14 protein-coding genes and 2 pseudogenes are annotated in these 15,527 nt (G+C 65.5%); 8 read left to right on the top strand and 8 right to left on the bottom strand.

Annotated features, from left to right (window positions below):
* Positions 1–88 precede the first annotated feature (88 nt).
* The 3 genes from HALZIN_RS0111865 (at position 89) to HALZIN_RS18430 (ending at position 2,104) form a co-directional block, all read left to right on the top strand.
* Positions 89–1,375, top strand: a complete 1,287-nt coding sequence (locus HALZIN_RS0111865; RefSeq protein WP_231664473.1) for an MATE family efflux transporter — start codon at positions 89–91, stop codon at positions 1,373–1,375.
* Positions 1,376–1,692: 317 nt separating this feature from the next.
* Positions 1,693–1,860, top strand: coding sequence for a hypothetical protein (locus HALZIN_RS18435; protein WP_231664085.1), 168 nt, complete (start codon positions 1,693–1,695; stop codon positions 1,858–1,860).
* A gap of 55 nt (positions 1,861–1,915) precedes the next feature.
* Positions 1,916–2,104, top strand: a complete 189-nt coding sequence (locus tag HALZIN_RS18430; protein ID WP_231664087.1) for an FAD-dependent oxidoreductase — start codon at positions 1,916–1,918, stop codon at positions 2,102–2,104.
* Positions 2,105–2,257: 153 nt separating this feature from the next.
* On the opposite strand, the gene HALZIN_RS0111855 is transcribed toward HALZIN_RS18430, so the two are convergent.
* From HALZIN_RS0111855 to phhA, 4 genes and pseudogenes are all read right to left on the bottom strand, one after another.
* Complete coding sequence (locus tag HALZIN_RS0111855; RefSeq protein ID WP_031384422.1) at positions 2,258–3,532, bottom strand: FAD-dependent oxidoreductase; 1,275 nt, start codon at positions 3,530–3,532, stop codon at positions 2,258–2,260.
* 71 nt (positions 3,533–3,603) lie between these two features.
* The gene (locus HALZIN_RS0111850) at positions 3,604–4,794 is read right to left on the bottom strand and encodes an amino acid aminotransferase (protein WP_031384421.1); all 1,191 of its coding nucleotides are present in this window, start codon (positions 4,792–4,794) and stop codon (positions 3,604–3,606) included.
* Positions 4,778–5,149 (bottom strand): 4a-hydroxytetrahydrobiopterin dehydratase, encoded by a 372-nt coding sequence (locus HALZIN_RS0111845; RefSeq protein WP_031384420.1) that lies wholly within the window; start codon positions 5,147–5,149, stop codon positions 4,778–4,780. The genes HALZIN_RS0111850 and HALZIN_RS0111845 overlap by 17 nt, the downstream gene beginning before the upstream one ends.
* A gap of 51 nt (positions 5,150–5,200) precedes the next feature.
* Positions 5,201–6,007 (bottom strand): annotated as a pseudogene (phhA, locus tag HALZIN_RS0111840) (phenylalanine 4-monooxygenase); the annotation flags it as partial.
* A gap of 374 nt (positions 6,008–6,381) precedes the next feature.
* On the opposite strand from phhA, the gene tnpC reads away from it, so the two are divergent.
* Positions 6,382–7,821 carry an IS66 family transposase gene (gene tnpC, locus HALZIN_RS0111835; RefSeq protein WP_031384418.1) on the top strand — a complete coding sequence of 480 codons (1,440 nt, stop codon included), beginning with the start codon at positions 6,382–6,384 and terminating at the stop codon, positions 7,819–7,821.
* Positions 7,822–7,850: 29 nt separating this feature from the next.
* The gene (locus tag HALZIN_RS0111830) at positions 7,851–9,404 is read left to right on the top strand and encodes a sigma-54-dependent transcriptional regulator (protein ID WP_031384417.1); all 1,554 of its coding nucleotides are present in this window, start codon (positions 7,851–7,853) and stop codon (positions 9,402–9,404) included.
* Positions 9,405–9,424: 20 nt separating this feature from the next.
* On the opposite strand, the gene HALZIN_RS0111825 is transcribed toward HALZIN_RS0111830, so the two are convergent.
* Positions 9,425–11,404, bottom strand: coding sequence for a RecQ family ATP-dependent DNA helicase (locus HALZIN_RS0111825; RefSeq protein ID WP_031384416.1), 1,980 nt, complete (start codon positions 11,402–11,404; stop codon positions 9,425–9,427).
* Between the two features lie 73 nt (positions 11,405–11,477).
* Between HALZIN_RS0111825 and HALZIN_RS17575 the strand changes: the two are divergent.
* Positions 11,478–11,564 (top strand): annotated as a pseudogene (locus HALZIN_RS17575) (Txe/YoeB family addiction module toxin); the annotation flags it as partial.
* A 200-nt stretch (positions 11,565–11,764) separates the two neighbouring features.
* On the opposite strand, the gene cfa reads toward HALZIN_RS17575, so the two are convergent.
* Complete coding sequence (gene cfa, locus HALZIN_RS0111820; protein WP_031384415.1) at positions 11,765–12,916, bottom strand: cyclopropane fatty acyl phospholipid synthase; 1,152 nt, start codon at positions 12,914–12,916, stop codon at positions 11,765–11,767.
* A 219-nt stretch (positions 12,917–13,135) separates the two neighbouring features.
* Between cfa and HALZIN_RS0111815 the strand changes: the two genes are divergently transcribed.
* The gene (locus tag HALZIN_RS0111815) at positions 13,136–13,438 is read left to right on the top strand and encodes an MTH1187 family thiamine-binding protein (protein ID WP_031384414.1); all 303 of its coding nucleotides are present in this window, start codon (positions 13,136–13,138) and stop codon (positions 13,436–13,438) included.
* Positions 13,439–13,445: 7 nt separating this feature from the next.
* On the opposite strand, the gene HALZIN_RS0111810 is transcribed toward HALZIN_RS0111815, so the two are convergent.
* Positions 13,446–13,784: a hypothetical protein gene (locus HALZIN_RS0111810; protein WP_031384413.1), complete on the bottom strand. Its 339-nt coding sequence runs from the start codon at positions 13,782–13,784 to the stop codon at positions 13,446–13,448.
* A 75-nt stretch (positions 13,785–13,859) separates the two neighbouring features.
* A complete protein-coding gene (locus HALZIN_RS0111805) occupies positions 13,860–14,768 on the bottom strand; it encodes a LysR family transcriptional regulator ArgP (RefSeq protein ID WP_031384412.1) in 909 nt (302 codons plus the stop codon).
* Positions 14,769–14,862: 94 nt separating this feature from the next.
* Between HALZIN_RS0111805 and HALZIN_RS0111800 the strand changes: the two genes are divergently transcribed.
* Entirely contained in the window at positions 14,863–15,468 is a 606-nt protein-coding gene (locus HALZIN_RS0111800) for a LysE/ArgO family amino acid transporter (protein ID WP_031384411.1), read from the top strand.
* Positions 15,469–15,527: the final 59 nt, after the last annotated feature.

Genomic DNA, 15,527 nt, shown 5'->3' with positions numbered 1-15,527 from the left:
TCCCATGCCAGAATGCGCTCCCCTTGATTCGCAAGGAGCTCCAGTGGCCGCGACGCTGCCTCGACAACTCTGGCAACAGACCTGGCCCATGGCGCTGGGGGTATTGTCGCTGCTCGGTTTCCAATTGGTCGACAGCGCTTTCATCGCCCGATTGGGCACCGCACCGCTGGCCGCGCAGTCGTTCACCTTTCCCTTGTCGTTCTTGATCATCGGCGTGCAGGTAGGGCTGGGTATCGCCATCGCCGCGTTGATCTCGCGGGCGCTGGGCGCCGATGAGCAGGCTCGCGCAAGGCGGCTGGGCAGTCTGGTACTGCTGGGTGGTGGTGCAATCATCGCGCTGTTGGCACTGGTGCTGTTGAGCGCCCAGGAGCCGCTGTTTCGCCAACTCGGCGCCGCGCCCGAACTACTGCCGTTGATCCGCAGCTACTGGGCGCCGCAGTTGCTGGCCGCCTGGCTGGGGGCGGCGCTGTATTTCGGTTACAGCCTGTTCCGTGCGCACGGCGATACCCGCTTGCCCGGCAAGCTGATGGTGATCACCAGCCTGATCAACCTGCTGCTCGATCCATTGCTGATCTTCGGCATCGGTGGCTGGCCGGGGCTGGGCCTGCCCGGTGCCGCCTGGGCCACGGCGCTGGCATTCGGCGCCGGGCTGGTGATTCTGGGCCGTCGGCTGGGCAAGACCGATTGGCTGGCGCGTCACGGGCTGGTCGGGGAGGCCCGGCGTTCGCTGGGCCCCTTCACGGCGATCGCCGGGCCGGCCATGGTCAGCCAGCTGATGCCGCCGCTGGCGGCGATGCTGGCGACGGCGATCGTCGCCTCGCTGGGCCCAACCAGCGTGGCCGCCTGGGGCATGGCGAGTCGCCTGGAAACCGTTTCGCTGATGGTGGTGCTGGCGCTGACCATGTCGTTGCCGCCCTGGCTGGGGCGCTGTTACGGCGCCGGCGATTGGCCGCAGATTCGCCGCTTGATGGCGCTGGCGTTCAAGGTGGCGGTTTTGTGGCAACTGGCGCTGGGCGGCGTGCTGGCACTGTTCGCGCCCTGGGTGGCGATGGCGCTCTCGGGTAATCCTGAGGTACGTGGCGAGCTGAGTGTGCTGATCCGCGGCCTGTTGCCGAGCTATGCGTTGCTCGGGCTGTGCATGCTGGTGGTGTCGGCCTCGAATGCGCTGGGCTGGCCGCTGCGGGCCATGCTGCTGTCCTGCGCGCGGTTGTTTGCCTGCTACCTGCCGTGTCTATGGCTGGGTACCCAATGGGGTGGCATCGCCGGCACGGCGTTGGGTGCGGCCATCGGCAATGGGCTGGCCGGCGGGCTGGCTTATTTGATGTTCAGGCGCTCGATCGACGAACGCGGCAGGCGTACCAGTGTTATAAACTGATATTTATGCCTTTATTTTATATTTTTACTATTATTATTGGTTATTTTGTTGTTTTGTAAAATAAAAGAAAAAAATACGAGATAATCACCTGGAACCTGGCCGACTATTGCCGTGAGCGATTGGGAGTCGAATTTCGTTTCAATACCACCATCGAGCGCATCAGGCGCCGAACCGGGCAGATCGAGGGCATCGTGACTCGGCCGGCGAGCTGAGCGCGGATGGCTACGTCGTCTGCCTGGCCAGTTACTCGCCGTTCCTGGCCAGGGATCTCGACCTGCGCCTGCCGATCTATCCGGTCAAGGGCTACAGCCTCACCGGTGCCGGTCACCGACGATGGCGGGGCGCCGCAATCGACGGTGATGGACGAAACCTTCAAGGTGGCGATCTCGCGCTTCGACGATCGAATCCGCGTGGGCGGCACCGCTGAGCTCGCCGCCTACGATCTGAGCCTGCTGGAAAGCGTCGTGCCACCACCAGCATGGTGAATTCCCCGAGGGCGGCGACGTCGAGAAGGGCGAATTCTGGACCGGATTGCGTCCGATGACCCCGGACTCGACGCCGATCATCGGTGCTACCCGGTACGCCAATTTATGGCTGAATACCGGACACGGCACGCTGGGCTGGACGATGAGCTGCGGCAGCGCTCATCTCCTCGCCGACCTGATGAGCGGTCGCTCACCGGCGATCGACCCCCGGGGCCTGGATATTCGCCGCTATGCGGCGGCCTGATCGATACCCACCGCCAGGCCGCGCTTGGCGCCGGCCACGGCATACAGGGCGAGAAGCGAAGGGCACTCTGCTCGCGGGCCTTCTCGACCCGGTCGCCTGTATCCAGCCAATAGTCCGGCCAGCTTCGACGCGAACCGGCCTGGCCGAACCGCATCAGGCAGGCTTGCCGCGAAAGGCCGCGATGGCGGTGGCGTCTCCGTCGAGCGCCGTGCGCAGGGCCAGCGCCGAGCCCGGTGCCAGCGTCCAGCCGAGCGCGCCTTGCCCGGCGTTGACCCACAAACCGTCGATGCCGGTGGGACCGAGCCGCGGGCGCCCGTCGGGCGTCGCCGGGCGCAGGCCGGTCCAGGGCTCGGCGGCGGTGATGCGTTCGGCCAGCGCCGGCAGGAACGCGCAGGCCCGGCGCTTGAGCAGCTCGATTCGCGGGGCGCGCGGCTGTGCCTGCCAGCCGTCGAGATCGGCGATTCCGGCGATCCGCAGCCGCCGTTGGTCGCCCTGGCCGAGGCGCGCATAGACCATCTTGTGGGCGCCGTCGGTGACGCTGGCCTCGGGCGCCGCATCGCCGGCGTCGAGCGGCAGGGTCAGGCTATAGCCCTTGAGCGGATAGAGCGGTATCTGAATGCCGACTTCAGCCAGCAGGCGACGGCTGGCAAGGCCGGCGGCCACGATCAATGTTTCGCCGGTATCCAGGACGTGACGCTCGCCCCGGTCGTCGTGCCAGGCGACCAGCCGGCCGTGGCGGGTTTCCAGGCGCGCGACGCCACGCTTGACGAAGGCGACGCCCTGATCGGCTAGATGGTCGGCGACGGCCTCGCAAAAGCGCCGGCAATCGCCGAGCGCCTCGCCGGGCGTCCACAGCGCGCCGGCGAGCTGATCGCGTAGATGCTCGAGGGCCGGCTCGCGTTCGAGCAGCGCGTCGCGCTCGATAAGCCGCTGCTCCACGCCCAGCCGGCGTTGGAAGTCGACCTGGCGGCCGGCTTTGGCCAATGCCTCTGCGTCCCGATAGAGCAACAGCTTGCCGTTGGCGCGCCAGTCGAAGTCGAGTTCGAGGCGGGTGCGCCAGTCGTCGAGCTGTGGGCGGCCCAGCGCAGCCAGCTCGAGCAACGCCGCGGTGGTGGCGCGGGCGCGCCGAGGCGTGCAGGCGCGCAGGAACTGAAGTCCCCAGCCGGGCAGGGCGGGGTCGAGGCGCGGCACCCAGCGGATCGGGCTGTCGGAGCCGAGCAGCCAGCCGGGCAGCTGGGGCAATACCCCGGGTTCGGCGAGCGGGGCGACGAACGCCCAGGAGAGTTGCGCGCCGTTGGCGGCGCTGGTGCCGCTGCCGGGCGCGGCCGGGTCGACGATTCGGACCGGATAGCCGGCCTCGTGCAGCGCCAGTGCGGTGGTCAAGCCGGTGACGCCGGCGCCGACGACGGTGACGGGCGCTCGATTCATGAGGGCCATCCTTCAACGGAAAACGCCCGGGGCGGACCCGGGCGTCTATCGAACATGCGCGACGGCACGCGTTACTTGACGACGGCGGCGATCGCCTTGGCGACGTAGGGCAGGTTCTCGCTGGCCAGCCCGGCGACGTTGGCGCGCCCCGAACGCACCAGGTAGATGCCGTACTCGTCGCGCAACCGATCGACATGCTCGGGCTTAAGGCCGGTATACGAGAACATGCCGCGCTGCTCGGCGACGTGGGCGAACTGCCCGTCGAGGCCATAGGGCGCCAGCGCGTCGACGAACTCGCGACGCAAACCGTTGATGCGATTGCGCATCTCGGTGAGCTCATCGCGCCAAACGGCGGCCAGTTCGGCGGATTCGAGGATCTCGTAGACGATCGAGCCACCATGCGCCGGCGGGTTGGAATAGTTCTCGCGGGCGACGATGGCCAATTGCGAGCGCACGTTCTGCATCTGCTCGTGGTTCTTGGCGATGGCGATCAAACAGCCGGTGCGCTCGCGGTAGATGCCGAAGTTCTTCGAGCAGGAGCTGGTGATCAGCACTTCGTCGAGGTTCTCGGCCATCAGCCGGGCGCCGTAGGCGTCCTCGTCGAGGCCGTCGCCGAAGCCCTGGTAGGCGAAATCGACCAGCGGCAGCAGGTCGCGCTCGCGCACCGTTTCGAGCACCTGCTGCCACTGTTCGCGGCTCAGGTCGAAGCCCGACGGGTTGTGGCAGCAGGCGTGCAGCACCACCACGTCGCCGTGGGGAATCTGCTTGAGGGCGCTCAGCATGCCGTCGAAGTCGAGGCGGTTGTCGGCGTCGACGTAGGGGTACTTGTGCAGCTCGATGCCGGCGGCCTGGAAGATCCCCAGGTGATTGGGCCAGGTCGGGTCCGACACCCAGATGCCCTTGCCGGGCAGGTTGGTCTTGACGAAATCGGCGGCCAGGCGCAGCGCGCCGGTGCCGCCCGGCGACTGGGTGGCGCTGGCGCGGTCGGCGGCGAGCACCGGCGATTCGGCGCCCAGCACCAGCGGCAGCACCACCTTGGCGTAGCGCGGATCGCCGTGGGAGCCGATGTAGCTCTTGGTGGTCTCGTTCTTCAGCAGCAGCGCCTCGGCCTTTTTGACCGCGCGCATGATCGGGGTCACGCCCTGGGCGTCACGGTAGACGCCGACGCCCAGGTCGACCTTCTGCGGATTGGGGTCCTTGTTGAAGGCCTCGATCAGCCCGAGGATGGCGTCCCCGGGTACCCGCTCAATCTGCTCGAACATTGGACTCTGCTACCTCGTCGGTTCTGGCGGCCAGAATGAAGTCGTTCTTGTGCAGACCCTTGATCGCATGGGACCACCAGGTCACGGTGACCTTGCCCCATTCGGTGAGCAGCGCCGGGTGATGGCCGGCTTCCTCGGCCAGCTCACCGATGCGGTTGGTGAACGCCAGGGCCTGCTTGAAGTTGCGGAACGTGAAAGGACGTTCCAACTGCATGATGCCATCGCGCTCGACGATCTGCCAGTCGGGGATGGCGGCCTTGAAGCGCTCGATCTCGCTGTGGGAGACGCGCGGCGCGTCGAAACTGCAGGCTTCGCACTGTTGTTGAGAAAGCTCGTGTTGAGAAAGCTCGTTCATTGGGGCTCCTTCTGGCATAGGGGGTGTGTCGATCTGTCCGGGTGGCGTCGCTCAGGCCTCGGCTATCTTGGGCTTGGGCTCGAAGGTCGGCGGGTAGAGACCCAGCCGCATGGCTTCGCGGACCAGCGCCATGATGTCCTGTCCGGCAAGGTCGTGCAGCGTGGCGAGATCGTCAATCACGTAATACAACGGTTGCAGGATATCGATGCGATAGGGCGTGCGCAGGGCGTCGACCGGGTCGAAGGGGTGATGGGCCGTGACGTCCGAGAGCGCATGGAAGGTCTCCTTGGGCGAGGAGATGATGCCGCCGCCATAGATGCGCCGCCCCTCGGGCGTGTCGACCAGGCCGAACTCCACGGTCATCCAGTACAGCCGGGCGAGATAGACCCGTTCCTGCTTGCTGGCGGCCAGGCCGAGCTTGCCGTAGGTCTCGGTGAACTCGGCGAAATCGGGGTTGGTGAGCATCGGGCAGTGGCCGAAGATCTCGTGAAAGATGTCCGGCTCCTGCAGGTAGTCCATCTCCTCGGGGGTGCGAATGAAGGTGGCGACCGGGAAACGCCGGTTGGCGAGCAGCTCGAAGAAGGTATCGAACGGAATCAGCGCGGGGACCGCGGCGGTCTGCCAGCCGGTGGTCGCCTGCAGCACGCGATCGACGTCGCCGAGTTGCGGGATGCGCTCGTTGGGCAGCGCCAGGCGCTCCAATCCGTCGAGATACTCCTGGCAGACGCGACCCTCGATAATCGCCAGTTGACGTTCCATCAGCGCCTGCCAGGTGCGGTGTTCGCTGGCGCTGTAGTCGATGAGGCCGTCGGCATTCGGCTGGTGGGCCTGATACTGGGTGTGCTTGGCCATGGCGGACTCCCGTCGGGGTTGTCGTTGTCATGCGGGTTGTCGTTGTCATTGTCATTGTCATGATCGTGCTTCCAGCATAGGGCGAACGACAGCGGCGACGAGGGCTTTTCGGCGTGGCCGGCGAGGTTTGGAACGATGCGGTGTAACGTTGTATTTACAGACACCCCGTTGGGCGCGTCCGTTCTCGACCAATGGACCCTGTCGAACGCATTGAGCGCGTTCCGGCTGTCAGGATAGCGTTACAGCGAGTCACGTCGCCGTGACGAGAATTGCCTATTGTTCGTTCAGGAGTAACTATTCAGGTGGTTCTGAATTAGGGTCGCCAACCAGCTGATTTCTCTGGCATGGTGTCCCGAGATACCACTACGCCATGCGGTGACATGACCATCAGCGACATCAACGTCGACGAGGCCCTGGAACGGGTCCGGCAGCAGCTCAAGGAAGACCGCACGGTCTCCCCGTCGCTGCGTGCCGCCATCGACGTGCTGATGCTGCTGGTCAAGCTCATGGCCGACCGGTTGGCCACCGGCAGCCGCAACAGCAGCAAGCCACCGTCCCAGGATCCCAACCGCCAGCGCCGCTCGCGCGCCAAAGGCGAACGCCGTCCCGGTGGGCAGCCAGGGCATGCGGGCAAGACGTTGGCGCCGGTGACGAACCCCGACGAGGTGGTCAAGCTCCGCGTCGATCGTCGGCATCTGCCTACAGGGCGCACCTATCGCAGCATTGGCGTCGAGACCCGCCAGGTGCAGGACATCGTGATCCAGGCCGTGGTCACCGAGTACCAGGCCGAGATAGTGGAAGATGACCAGAGGCAGCGCCATGTGGCGCCATTCCCCGAGGGTGTGACGCGGCCCATCCAGTATGGGCCGCGCCTCAAGGCACACGCGGTCTATCTCTCGCAGTACCAGCTGCTGCCCTATGCGCGCATTCGGGAGCTGCTCACCTCGCAGTGTGGCCTGTCGTTGAGCACCGGCACGCTGTTCGCCTTCAACCAGGAGGCCTACCAGCGGGCCGAGGCGTTCGCCGAGTGGGTGGTCCCGGCGCTACGCCAAGCGCCCACCGTGCATGCCGATGAAACCGGGATGCAGGTGGGCGGCAAGCGTTACTGGCTGCACAGTGCCTCCAATGACGCCCTGACCTGGTTGGCCCCGCATCCCAAGCGCGGCCAGGAGGCGATGGATGCCATCGGCGTATTGCCCTTCGTGTGTGGCGTGCTGGTGCATGATCATTGGAAGCCCTACTACCGCTACTCGGATTGCCGGCATGTCCTGTGCAATGCCCATCACCTGCGGGAATTGACGGCGGTCTGGGAAAACGACCACCAGCGCTGGGCCAAGTCGCTCCATGACCTGCTGTTGGCCATGAGCCGAGCGGTGGATGCCGCCGGCGGCTGCCTCTGCGCCGATGAGGCCCAGCGCTGGCGAGCGCGTTACCGACGCTGCCTGGCGGCGGGCGACGCCGAGTGCCCGCCACCGGCAAAGCCACCGCCCGGGACGCGCGGGCGTGCCAAACGCACAAAAGCGCGCAACCTGCTGGAACGTCTCCAGGCGTACGAGGACGACGTGCTGCGTTTTCTCGAGGATCCCGCCGCGCCTTTCACCAACAACCAGGGGGAGCGCGACCTGCGGATGACCAAGGTGCAGCAGAAGATCTCGGGCTGTTTTCGTGCCTGGGAGGGCGCCGAGATCTTCTGTCGGATGCGCAGCTTCCTCTCCACCGCGGTCAAGCAAGGCATGGCGGCGCATACGGCGCTGGAGCAACTGTTTGCCGGCGAGGTGCCCACCTTCATGCGACAGGACGACCAGGATCAGGCGGCATGAGCTGAATAGTTACGTTCAGGATTCGCCCCATGCGCCTCAAGCTCCACTGCCAGAACCGCATCGGCATACTGCGCGATATCGTCTCGCCGTTCGCCGACTATGGCCTCAACGTCGCTCGCGGCGAGGTGGGCGGCGATCAGGGCAACGCCATCTACCTGCACGTGCCCAACCTGCTGTACGCCCAGCTCGCCACGTTGCGCCCGGCGCTCGAGGCGGTGCCCGGGGTGTTCAGCGTCAAGCGGGTCAGCCTGATGCCCAGCGAGCGCCGCCATCTCGAGCTCGATGCGCTGCTGTCGTCGCTGTCCGATCCGGTGATGTCGATCGACATGGGAGGGCGCATCGTCGCCGCCAATCGCGCCGCGGGTCAGATGCTCGGGGTGCGCGTCGACGAGGTGCCGGGGCTGTCGCTGGATCGTTACATCCACGATCTCGACCTCCCCGAGCTGGTGCGCCGCAACAACGCCCGGGTCAACGGCTTGCGGCTCAAGCTCAACGAGGCGATCTACCTGGCCGACATCGCGCCGCTGCACAGCGAAAAGGACGACGTCGCCTCGCTGGCCGGCGCGGTGGTGACGCTGCACCGCGCCGATCGCGTCGGCGAGCGTATCTATCATGTCCAGCGCCAGGAGTTGCGCGGCTTCGAGGCGATCTTCCAGGCCAGCCCGCGGCTGGCCGGGGTGGTGCGCGAAGCGCGACGCATGGCGCCGCTCGATGCGCCGCTGCTGATCGAGGGCGAAACCGGCACCGGCAAGGAGCTGCTGGCGCGCGCCTGCCACCTGGCCAGCCCGCGCGGCCAGGCGCCGTTCATGGCGCTGAGCTGCGCCGGGTTGCCCGAGTCGATGGCCGAGACCGAGCTGTTCGGCTATGCCCCCGGCGCCTTCGAGGGTGCGCGCCCCGAGGGCAAGCTGGGGCTGCTCGAACTGACTGCCGGCGGCACCATCTTTCTCGACGAGGTCGGCGAGATGAGCCCGCGGCTGCAGGTCAAGTTGCTGCGCTTTCTGCAGGATGGCGGGTTTCGCCGCGTGGGCAGCGACGAGGAGACCTATCTCGACGTGCGGGTGATCTGCGCCACCCAGCAGGACCTGCCGCGGCTGTGCGCCGACGGGCTGTTTCGTCAGGATCTCTATCATCGCCTCAACGTGCTGGCGGTGCATATTCCGCCGCTGCGCGAATGCCTGGACGGCATTGGCGAGCTCGCCGAGCATTTCATCGATCGCGCCGCGCGCCAGATCGGCTGTCCGCTACCGGCGCTCTCCGAGCCCGCGCGGGCGCGGCTGGTCAACTACCACTGGCCGGGCAACGTGCGCCAGCTCGAGAACGTGCTGTTCCAGGCGGTCTCGCTGTGCGAGGACGGCGCGCTTCAGGTCAGTCATCTGCGCATGCCCGATGTCGGCGCGACGCCGGGACTCGCCGGGGTCGACCTCCAGGGCTCGCTGGGCGAGATTCTCGGCGAGGTCGAAAAGCGCGTGCTGGCCACGCTCTACGATGAATATCCCTCCAGCCGGTTGCTGGCGCGCCGGCTCGGCGTCTCGCACACCACCATCGCCAACAAGCTCAAGCGCCATGGTCTCGGCGCGGAGTGAACGTCAGCGCGGTTGATTCGTTAGTCCAGGTGATTCGCGACGGCCTTGCGCACCTCGGCATAGGGCCAGGCCTCCAGGGCCGCGTAACCCTTGAGCTGGCGGGCTTTCAGGCGGGTCAGCAGCGGCGTGGCCAGCCCGGTCAGAAAGCGCGTCAGCAGGTCGGCGCTGGGCGGCGGGGCGTCGCCGGCCTCGTCCAGCCGTGCAATCAGCGGCGCGCAGAGCGGGCCGACACGCTGGCTGTCGAGCGCGGGCAGCGACTCGCCAGCGGGCAGCCGCGCCACCTGGCCCCGGCACACCGAGCAGTGGCCGCAGCGCTGCGGGGCGTCGGTGTCGCCGAAGCACGTGTCGCCGAAGTATTGGGCCAGCCGGCGGCTGAGACACGTCTCGGACTCGAACAGTGCGAGCATCGCCTCGAGGCGATCGATCTCGGCGCGTTCCTTGCTCTGGAAGTAGCCGTGCAGGTCGTCGGCGAGAGCCTGGACGTCGAGATCCGGCTGACGGATCGCGTAGACCTCGGTCATCTGCTTGCTTTCCAGCGCGATCAGGCCCTGATCGTTGAAGTATTCCAGGGCGCGGATCACCCGCATGCGGGATACGTCGAGGCCGCGCTCGGCGCCCAGCCGCGCCAGCGCCTCGAGATCCAGCGTGCACCAGGTCTTGGCGCGTGGCGACGCCGCGACGAGGGCGGCGACGAAATCGCCGCGCTCGCCCGTAAAGCGCGCGGTCAGCGCCTCGGGCTCGATCAGGTACTGGAAGCGGTACTCGGCGAAGTAGGCGTAGCGCGGCGCGATCACCCCGCGCAGCTCGAGCTGCACCAGCAGCGTCTTGAGCGGCAGCGGGCGAATATTGCTGTGCTGGGAGAGCGCATTGAGGGTCAGCTCCCACTGGCCCCGCGGCGCCGCCTCGCGAATCGTGCGCAGCACCCGCTGGATGCCGTCGCGCTCCGGGGTGTCGCCGTAGACGAAGTTCTCCAGCGCGGCCAGGGTGTCGCGGCCGCCCAGCATCAGGCAGTCGGCGGGCTGGCCGTCGCGCCCGGCGCGGCCGATCTCCTGGCTGTAGTTCTCGATCGACTTGGGCAGGTCGACGTGGACGACGTTGCGAATGTCGGCCTTGTCGATGCCCATGCCGAAGGCGATGGTGGCGACGATGCAGTTGACCTCGCCGTTCATGAAGGCGCGCTGCAGGGCGTCGCGGGCGTCGTTCTTGAGCCCGGCGTGATAGGCGCGGGCGAGGATGCCCGCCTTGTCGAGATAGGCGGCGAGCTGCTCGGCGCGCTTTTGCAGGGTGACGTAGACGATGCTCGGCTGTGGCGCGTCACCGGCAAGGCGCGGGCGCAACCAGTCGCGCAGCGCCCGGGCGCGCTGCTCGGCCGCGACGGGCTGCACCAACAGGTTGAGGTTGGCCCGGTAGAAGCCGGTCAGCGTGACGTCGCGGGACTCGATGGCGAAGCTTTCGCGCATGTCCGCGATCACCCGCGGCGTGGCGGTGGCGGTGAGCAGCAGCGCCTGGGGAATCGCGAACTCGCGCTGGTAGTCGGGCAGCTTGAGGTAGTCGGGGCGGAAGTTGTGCCCCCACTCCGAAAGGCAGTGGGCCTCGTCGACCACCAGCAGCGATACCGGCAGCTGGCGCAGGAAGGCGCGAAAGCGCTCGTTCTTGAGCCTTTCCACCGAGATCATCAGGATGCGGATCTCGCCGCGGCGCACGCCGTCCATCACCGCGCTGGCCTCCTCGCGGCTCTGGCGCGAGTCGATGCTCGCCGCGGCGATGCCAAGGCGGGCCAGGAAGTCGAGCTGGTCCTGCATCAGCGCCAGCAGCGGCGAGACCACCAGTGTCAGGTGCGGCAGGTGCAGTGCCGGCAATTGATAGCACAGCGACTTGCCGGAGCCGGTGGGAAAGATCGCCGCCGCCGAGCGGCCCTCGACCAGTGCCTCGATCACCGCGCGCTGGCCGGCGCGGAACTCGGAGTAGCCGAAGACGTTGTTTAGGGTCTGCTCGATCATGCGCACTCCTGAACGGTAAGGTGGCGAGACTGGGACAACATTCGTTCACCATGCAGGGGCCTCGAGGACGACACGCCAGCCGCCACCGTTTGAGAAACTCATTGGCGATCTTGCGGGAGCATACTCACGCCGCATCAATATTCAGCATCGGCTGGTTTAGCAAGTGCTTGAAGACGAGAAAATGGTGAAAGTTTTAAGGCGCTGGAGCCACCATGAATAATGCATGACCAGCCGCTGTTGCCGGACGGTTTTCGGTTACATACTGCCGATGTAGGTGCTCAAGATGCAGGAAGGCGTCGATGCTATCGTTGTCACGGTACTCGGCGACTCCGAGGCTGGCGGTGACGCGCTGCCATTGCTTCAGCGCGGACTGTCGTAGCGTCCGGCACGCCCCTTGGAATAGACCACCTGCCAGAGCTGGATGTCGCGGGCGCGAAAGGCGCCGGCGCACACGCCAAGGTAGTAACGGAACATGCGCCGCGTTCGCTCGTTGTAGTTGTCGGCGACCTCGTGCCAGTGGGCATCGAAGTTCTCGTTCCAGGCCATCAGGGTGCGGTCGTAGTCGGCGCCGAAGTTCTGCCAGTCTTCCATGAGCAACCTGCCTTCGCTGGCCTGAGCGATATGCTTGATGGAAGGCAGTATGCCGTTGGGGAAGATATACTTGTTGATCCAGGGGTCGGCGCTGATCTCGGAGTTGTTGGAGCCGATGGTATGCAGCACGAACAGGCCGTCGTCGGCGAGCAGGCTATCGACGGTATCGAAATAGGTACGGTAGTTGCGATGGCCGACATGTTCGAACATGCCGATCGAGACGATGCGGTCGAAGCGGCCTTCCAGATCGCGATAATCCTCGAGCAGAATCTCCACCGGCAGCCCCTCGCAACGCTGGCGGGCCAGCACCGCCTGTTCCTTGGAGATGGTGATGCCGGTCACTTCGGCGCCATAGCGGCGGGCGGCGTGTTCGGCGAAGCTGCCCCAGCCGCAGCCGATGTCGAGCACCTTCATGCCGGGCTGGATGTCCAGCTTGCGTGCTGCCAGATCGAGCTTGGCGACCTGGGCCTCGTGGAGCGTTTCGGCTTCCTTCCAGTAACCGCAGGAATAGCACATGGTCGGGTCGAGCATGCGCTCGAAGAGATCGTTGCCGAGATCGTAGTGCGCCTTGCCGACGATATACGCGCGGGTCTTGCTCTGCAGGTTGAAGAAACCCGCCTGGAGCCGGTACATCAGCCGCTCGGAGGCCGTATGAGCGCGTTCGCCGAGGCCATGACGGAGCAGGCGATGGGCCATCTCGTCGATCCGTTCGCAGTCCCACCAGCCATCCATGTAGGATTCGCCAAGACCCAAGGTGCCCTGACGCAGGATGCGCGAGAAGAAGTCGGGATGCAGCACCTGGATGTCCCACGGGGCGGAGCCGTTGAGGTTGACTCCGGAACCTTCGAGCAAGTCCTCGACGATGCGTCGGGAACGGGTGTCGGGCAGGGCGACGGGGCCGATGCGAGTATCACTGGTCATGCCGAACTCCGGTATGCAGGTTTGCGAATGCGATACGGTCCGGGCAAGGCAATCCCTTGCCACAACCAAACTCTGTTTAGTTTGCTAACAATAGCCGTGGGGTGCAACTGTTGCCGGCTATGGCATTGATAGTGTTAGCAAGAGCACTGACCACGACTGTCACTAAAGCATAGTCTATCGTCGTAGTAGTGAGGAAAATCCAGTGCAGGAGGGTATGCCATGCAGGTTATCGTCGATCTTTGCATCGTGCCGCTGGGTGTCGGGGTCTCGGTTTCGCGTTACGTGGCGGCATGCCAGGAGGTGATCGAAGACGCCGGTCTGATCTATCGCATGCATGCTTACGGCACCAATATCGAAGGACCGTGGGATGCGGTCTTCGAGACGGTCAGACGCTGTCATGAACGGGTCCACGAGATGGGCGCACCACGCATCACCACGACTCTCAAGGTCGGTACTCGCACCGATCGCGAACAGAGCATGGACGACAAGGTGGCCAGTGTCGCTGCGCACTTGCAGCGCTGAAATCGCCTCAGCGGCAGAGATAGCGCCAGACGATCGAGGGTGCCTCGCCTTCATGGGTGGCGGCGGCATATTGGCCGAGTTCGCTTTGCGCCAGAGGCAACGCGGATTCGCTACGAAAACGTGGTGGTGTGTCGTATTGTTGGCTGTCGATGACCACGGGATCGCCAGCCTGGCATTGCTCCTCGGCACGCTGCATCGCCGCCCGGCGAGCCTCGGAAAGCGAATCGCCATGCGCTTCCAGCCGCAGCAAGGGTTGCTGTGGTGGCGGCGGTGATCCGGCGCAGCCCGCCAGCCATAGCGTCATTCCCAGGGCCATGAGATTCAGCGCTCGCCGCTTGGCTGCCATTGCACGGGCTCCTAGCGTCTCGAAACATTCTTTATTGCCCCTATTGTAGTTGGCCCAGGACGCCCGTCCGTCAGGCTAGTCGAAGAATTCCTGCGCGCCGTCGAGCGGCGTCAGCCAGTGATTGCACCGGGCCAGCAGATGCGCGGTCAGGGCGTCGAGGGTGCTGCCGCCATGACGCCAATGGTGCCAGTAGAGCGGTACGTCGATGAAACTCTCGCTATCCAGGTCGACGAGACTGCCTTCCTGTAATTCCCGGGACACCTGGCGTTCGGGAATCAGACCGTAACCCATGCCCGACTGCGCCAGCTGGATGAATCCCTCCGAAGAAGGGCATAGGTGGTGGGGAAAGGAGGCCTGATAACCGCGCATTTCCAGGTAGCGATGCTGCAGACGATCATCCGGGCCGAAGACGATCGCCGGGGCCTGGCGCAGCGCAGCGTGATTCAATCCCCGGGGAAAGTGTCGGGCAATGTAATCGGGGCTCGCCAGAGCGCGATAACGCATGCTGCCCAGGGGATGGGTGCGCGCTCCCTGCACCGGGCGCGAGGTGGCGCATATGCAGCCGGCGACCTCCCCGTCGCGCATGCGTTTGAGAGCGACGTCCTGATCTTCCACCACCAGGTCGAGCAATACGCCATGTTCACGGCAGAAGCTGCCGGTGACCGGCGTCCACCAGGTGGCCAGGCTATCGGCGTTGATCGCCAGGCGCAGGCGCTGCTCGCGCTCGCCCAGCGCGGGAATCCGGTCGAGCAAATCGTGCTCGAGCAGACGCACCTGCTGGACGTGATTGAGCAGGCGTCGACCCAGAGGAGTCGGCGCCAGCTTGGGGGCACGTACCAGCACCGGCTGGCCGAGCCGGGCTTCAAGCAGCTTGATGCGCTGGGAGACCGCGGATTGGGTCAGTCCCAGGTATTTCGCGCCACGCTCGAAGCCGGATTGGTCGACCACCGCCGCCAGGGCCTGGAGAAGTTTGTAATCAAGCATCATCTAAGTTAATCATCCATTCTTTCAATTAATTTAAATTATTTTTGTGCCGAGTATAACCTGCATTTTCTTATGTAGACGTCAGGAGATTGCCATGTGGGGCTCTGCTGTCCAGGGGCTGGTGACCGGGGCCGGGCTGATTATCGCGATCGGTGCGCAGAATGCTTTCGTCCTCGGTCAGGGGCTACGCCGCGAGCATCCCTGGCTGGTGGCATTCATTTGCACGGCGTGTGACGTGTTGCTGATCGCCCTGGGCGGGTTGGGCGTCGGTCAGCTGATCGCTTCACAGGCAACGCTGATGATATTGGCCCGGCTCGGTGGAGCGTTGTTCCTGGTGTGGCAGGCCGGTCTGGCCTGGCGTCGGGTCCTTTACCCCGAGGCCCTGCAGGTAGAGCGTGCCGGAGCCACGCGGCGAGGCGTGATAGCCACGACGCTGGCGGTGACCCTGCTCAATCCGCAGGTTTACCTGGACACGCTGATCATGCTCGGTGCGATCGGTGCCGTGCAGACCGAGCCGGCGGCCTTCTACGCTGGCGCCATAGTGGCTTCCTGCCTGTGGTTCTTCTCGCTGGTCGCCGCGGCCGGTTGGCTGGCGCCGAAATTGGCGAGTCGCTGGGTCTGGCGAGTCATCGACGGCGTTATCGGTGTGGTGTTGTTGATGGTGGCGGCGGGTCTGGTCGCTGGCCTTGAATGTTCGTAAGGCTATGTTTACGCCGTGTCAGGATGCTGCGCCATGTTGGCTCGCATGCATGCCGTGGC

It is taken from the genome of Halomonas zincidurans B6 (assembly GCF_000731955.1).
GTDB classification, from domain to species: Bacteria; Pseudomonadota; Gammaproteobacteria; order Pseudomonadales; family Halomonadaceae; genus Modicisalibacter; species Modicisalibacter zincidurans.
This window is presented reverse-complemented; position numbering and strand designations above follow the sequence as displayed.

What these genes read in the sequence shown, in the direction of transcription:
- HALZIN_RS0111865 (WP_231664473.1), top strand. Translation starts at nt 89, where the DNA reads ATGGCGCTGGGGGTATTGTCGCTGCTCGGTTTCCAATTGGTCGACAGC.
- HALZIN_RS18430 (WP_231664087.1), top strand. Translation starts at nt 1,916, where the DNA reads ATGACCCCGGACTCGACGCCGATCATCGGTGCTACCCGGTACGCCAAT.
- HALZIN_RS0111855 (WP_031384422.1), bottom strand. Translation starts at nt 3,532, where the DNA reads ATGAATCGAGCGCCCGTCACCGTCGTCGGCGCCGGCGTCACCGGCTTG.
- HALZIN_RS0111850 (WP_031384421.1), bottom strand. Translation starts at nt 4,794, where the DNA reads ATGTTCGAGCAGATTGAGCGGGTACCCGGGGACGCCATCCTCGGGCTG.
- HALZIN_RS0111845 (WP_031384420.1), bottom strand. Translation starts at nt 5,149, where the DNA reads ATGAACGAGCTTTCTCAACACGAGCTTTCTCAACAACAGTGCGAAGCC.
- tnpC (WP_031384418.1), top strand. Translation starts at nt 6,382, where the DNA reads ATGACCATCAGCGACATCAACGTCGACGAGGCCCTGGAACGGGTCCGG.
- HALZIN_RS0111830 (WP_031384417.1), top strand. Translation starts at nt 7,851, where the DNA reads ATGCGCCTCAAGCTCCACTGCCAGAACCGCATCGGCATACTGCGCGAT.
- HALZIN_RS0111825 (WP_031384416.1), bottom strand. Translation starts at nt 11,404, where the DNA reads ATGATCGAGCAGACCCTAAACAACGTCTTCGGCTACTCCGAGTTCCGC.
- cfa (WP_031384415.1), bottom strand. Translation starts at nt 12,916, where the DNA reads ATGACCAGTGATACTCGCATCGGCCCCGTCGCCCTGCCCGACACCCGT.
- HALZIN_RS0111815 (WP_031384414.1), top strand. Translation starts at nt 13,136, where the DNA reads ATGCAGGTTATCGTCGATCTTTGCATCGTGCCGCTGGGTGTCGGGGTC.
- HALZIN_RS0111810 (WP_031384413.1), bottom strand. Translation starts at nt 13,784, where the DNA reads ATGGCAGCCAAGCGGCGAGCGCTGAATCTCATGGCCCTGGGAATGACG.
- HALZIN_RS0111805 (WP_031384412.1), bottom strand. Translation starts at nt 14,768, where the DNA reads ATGCTTGATTACAAACTTCTCCAGGCCCTGGCGGCGGTGGTCGACCAA.
- HALZIN_RS0111800 (WP_031384411.1), top strand. Translation starts at nt 14,863, where the DNA reads ATGTGGGGCTCTGCTGTCCAGGGGCTGGTGACCGGGGCCGGGCTGATT.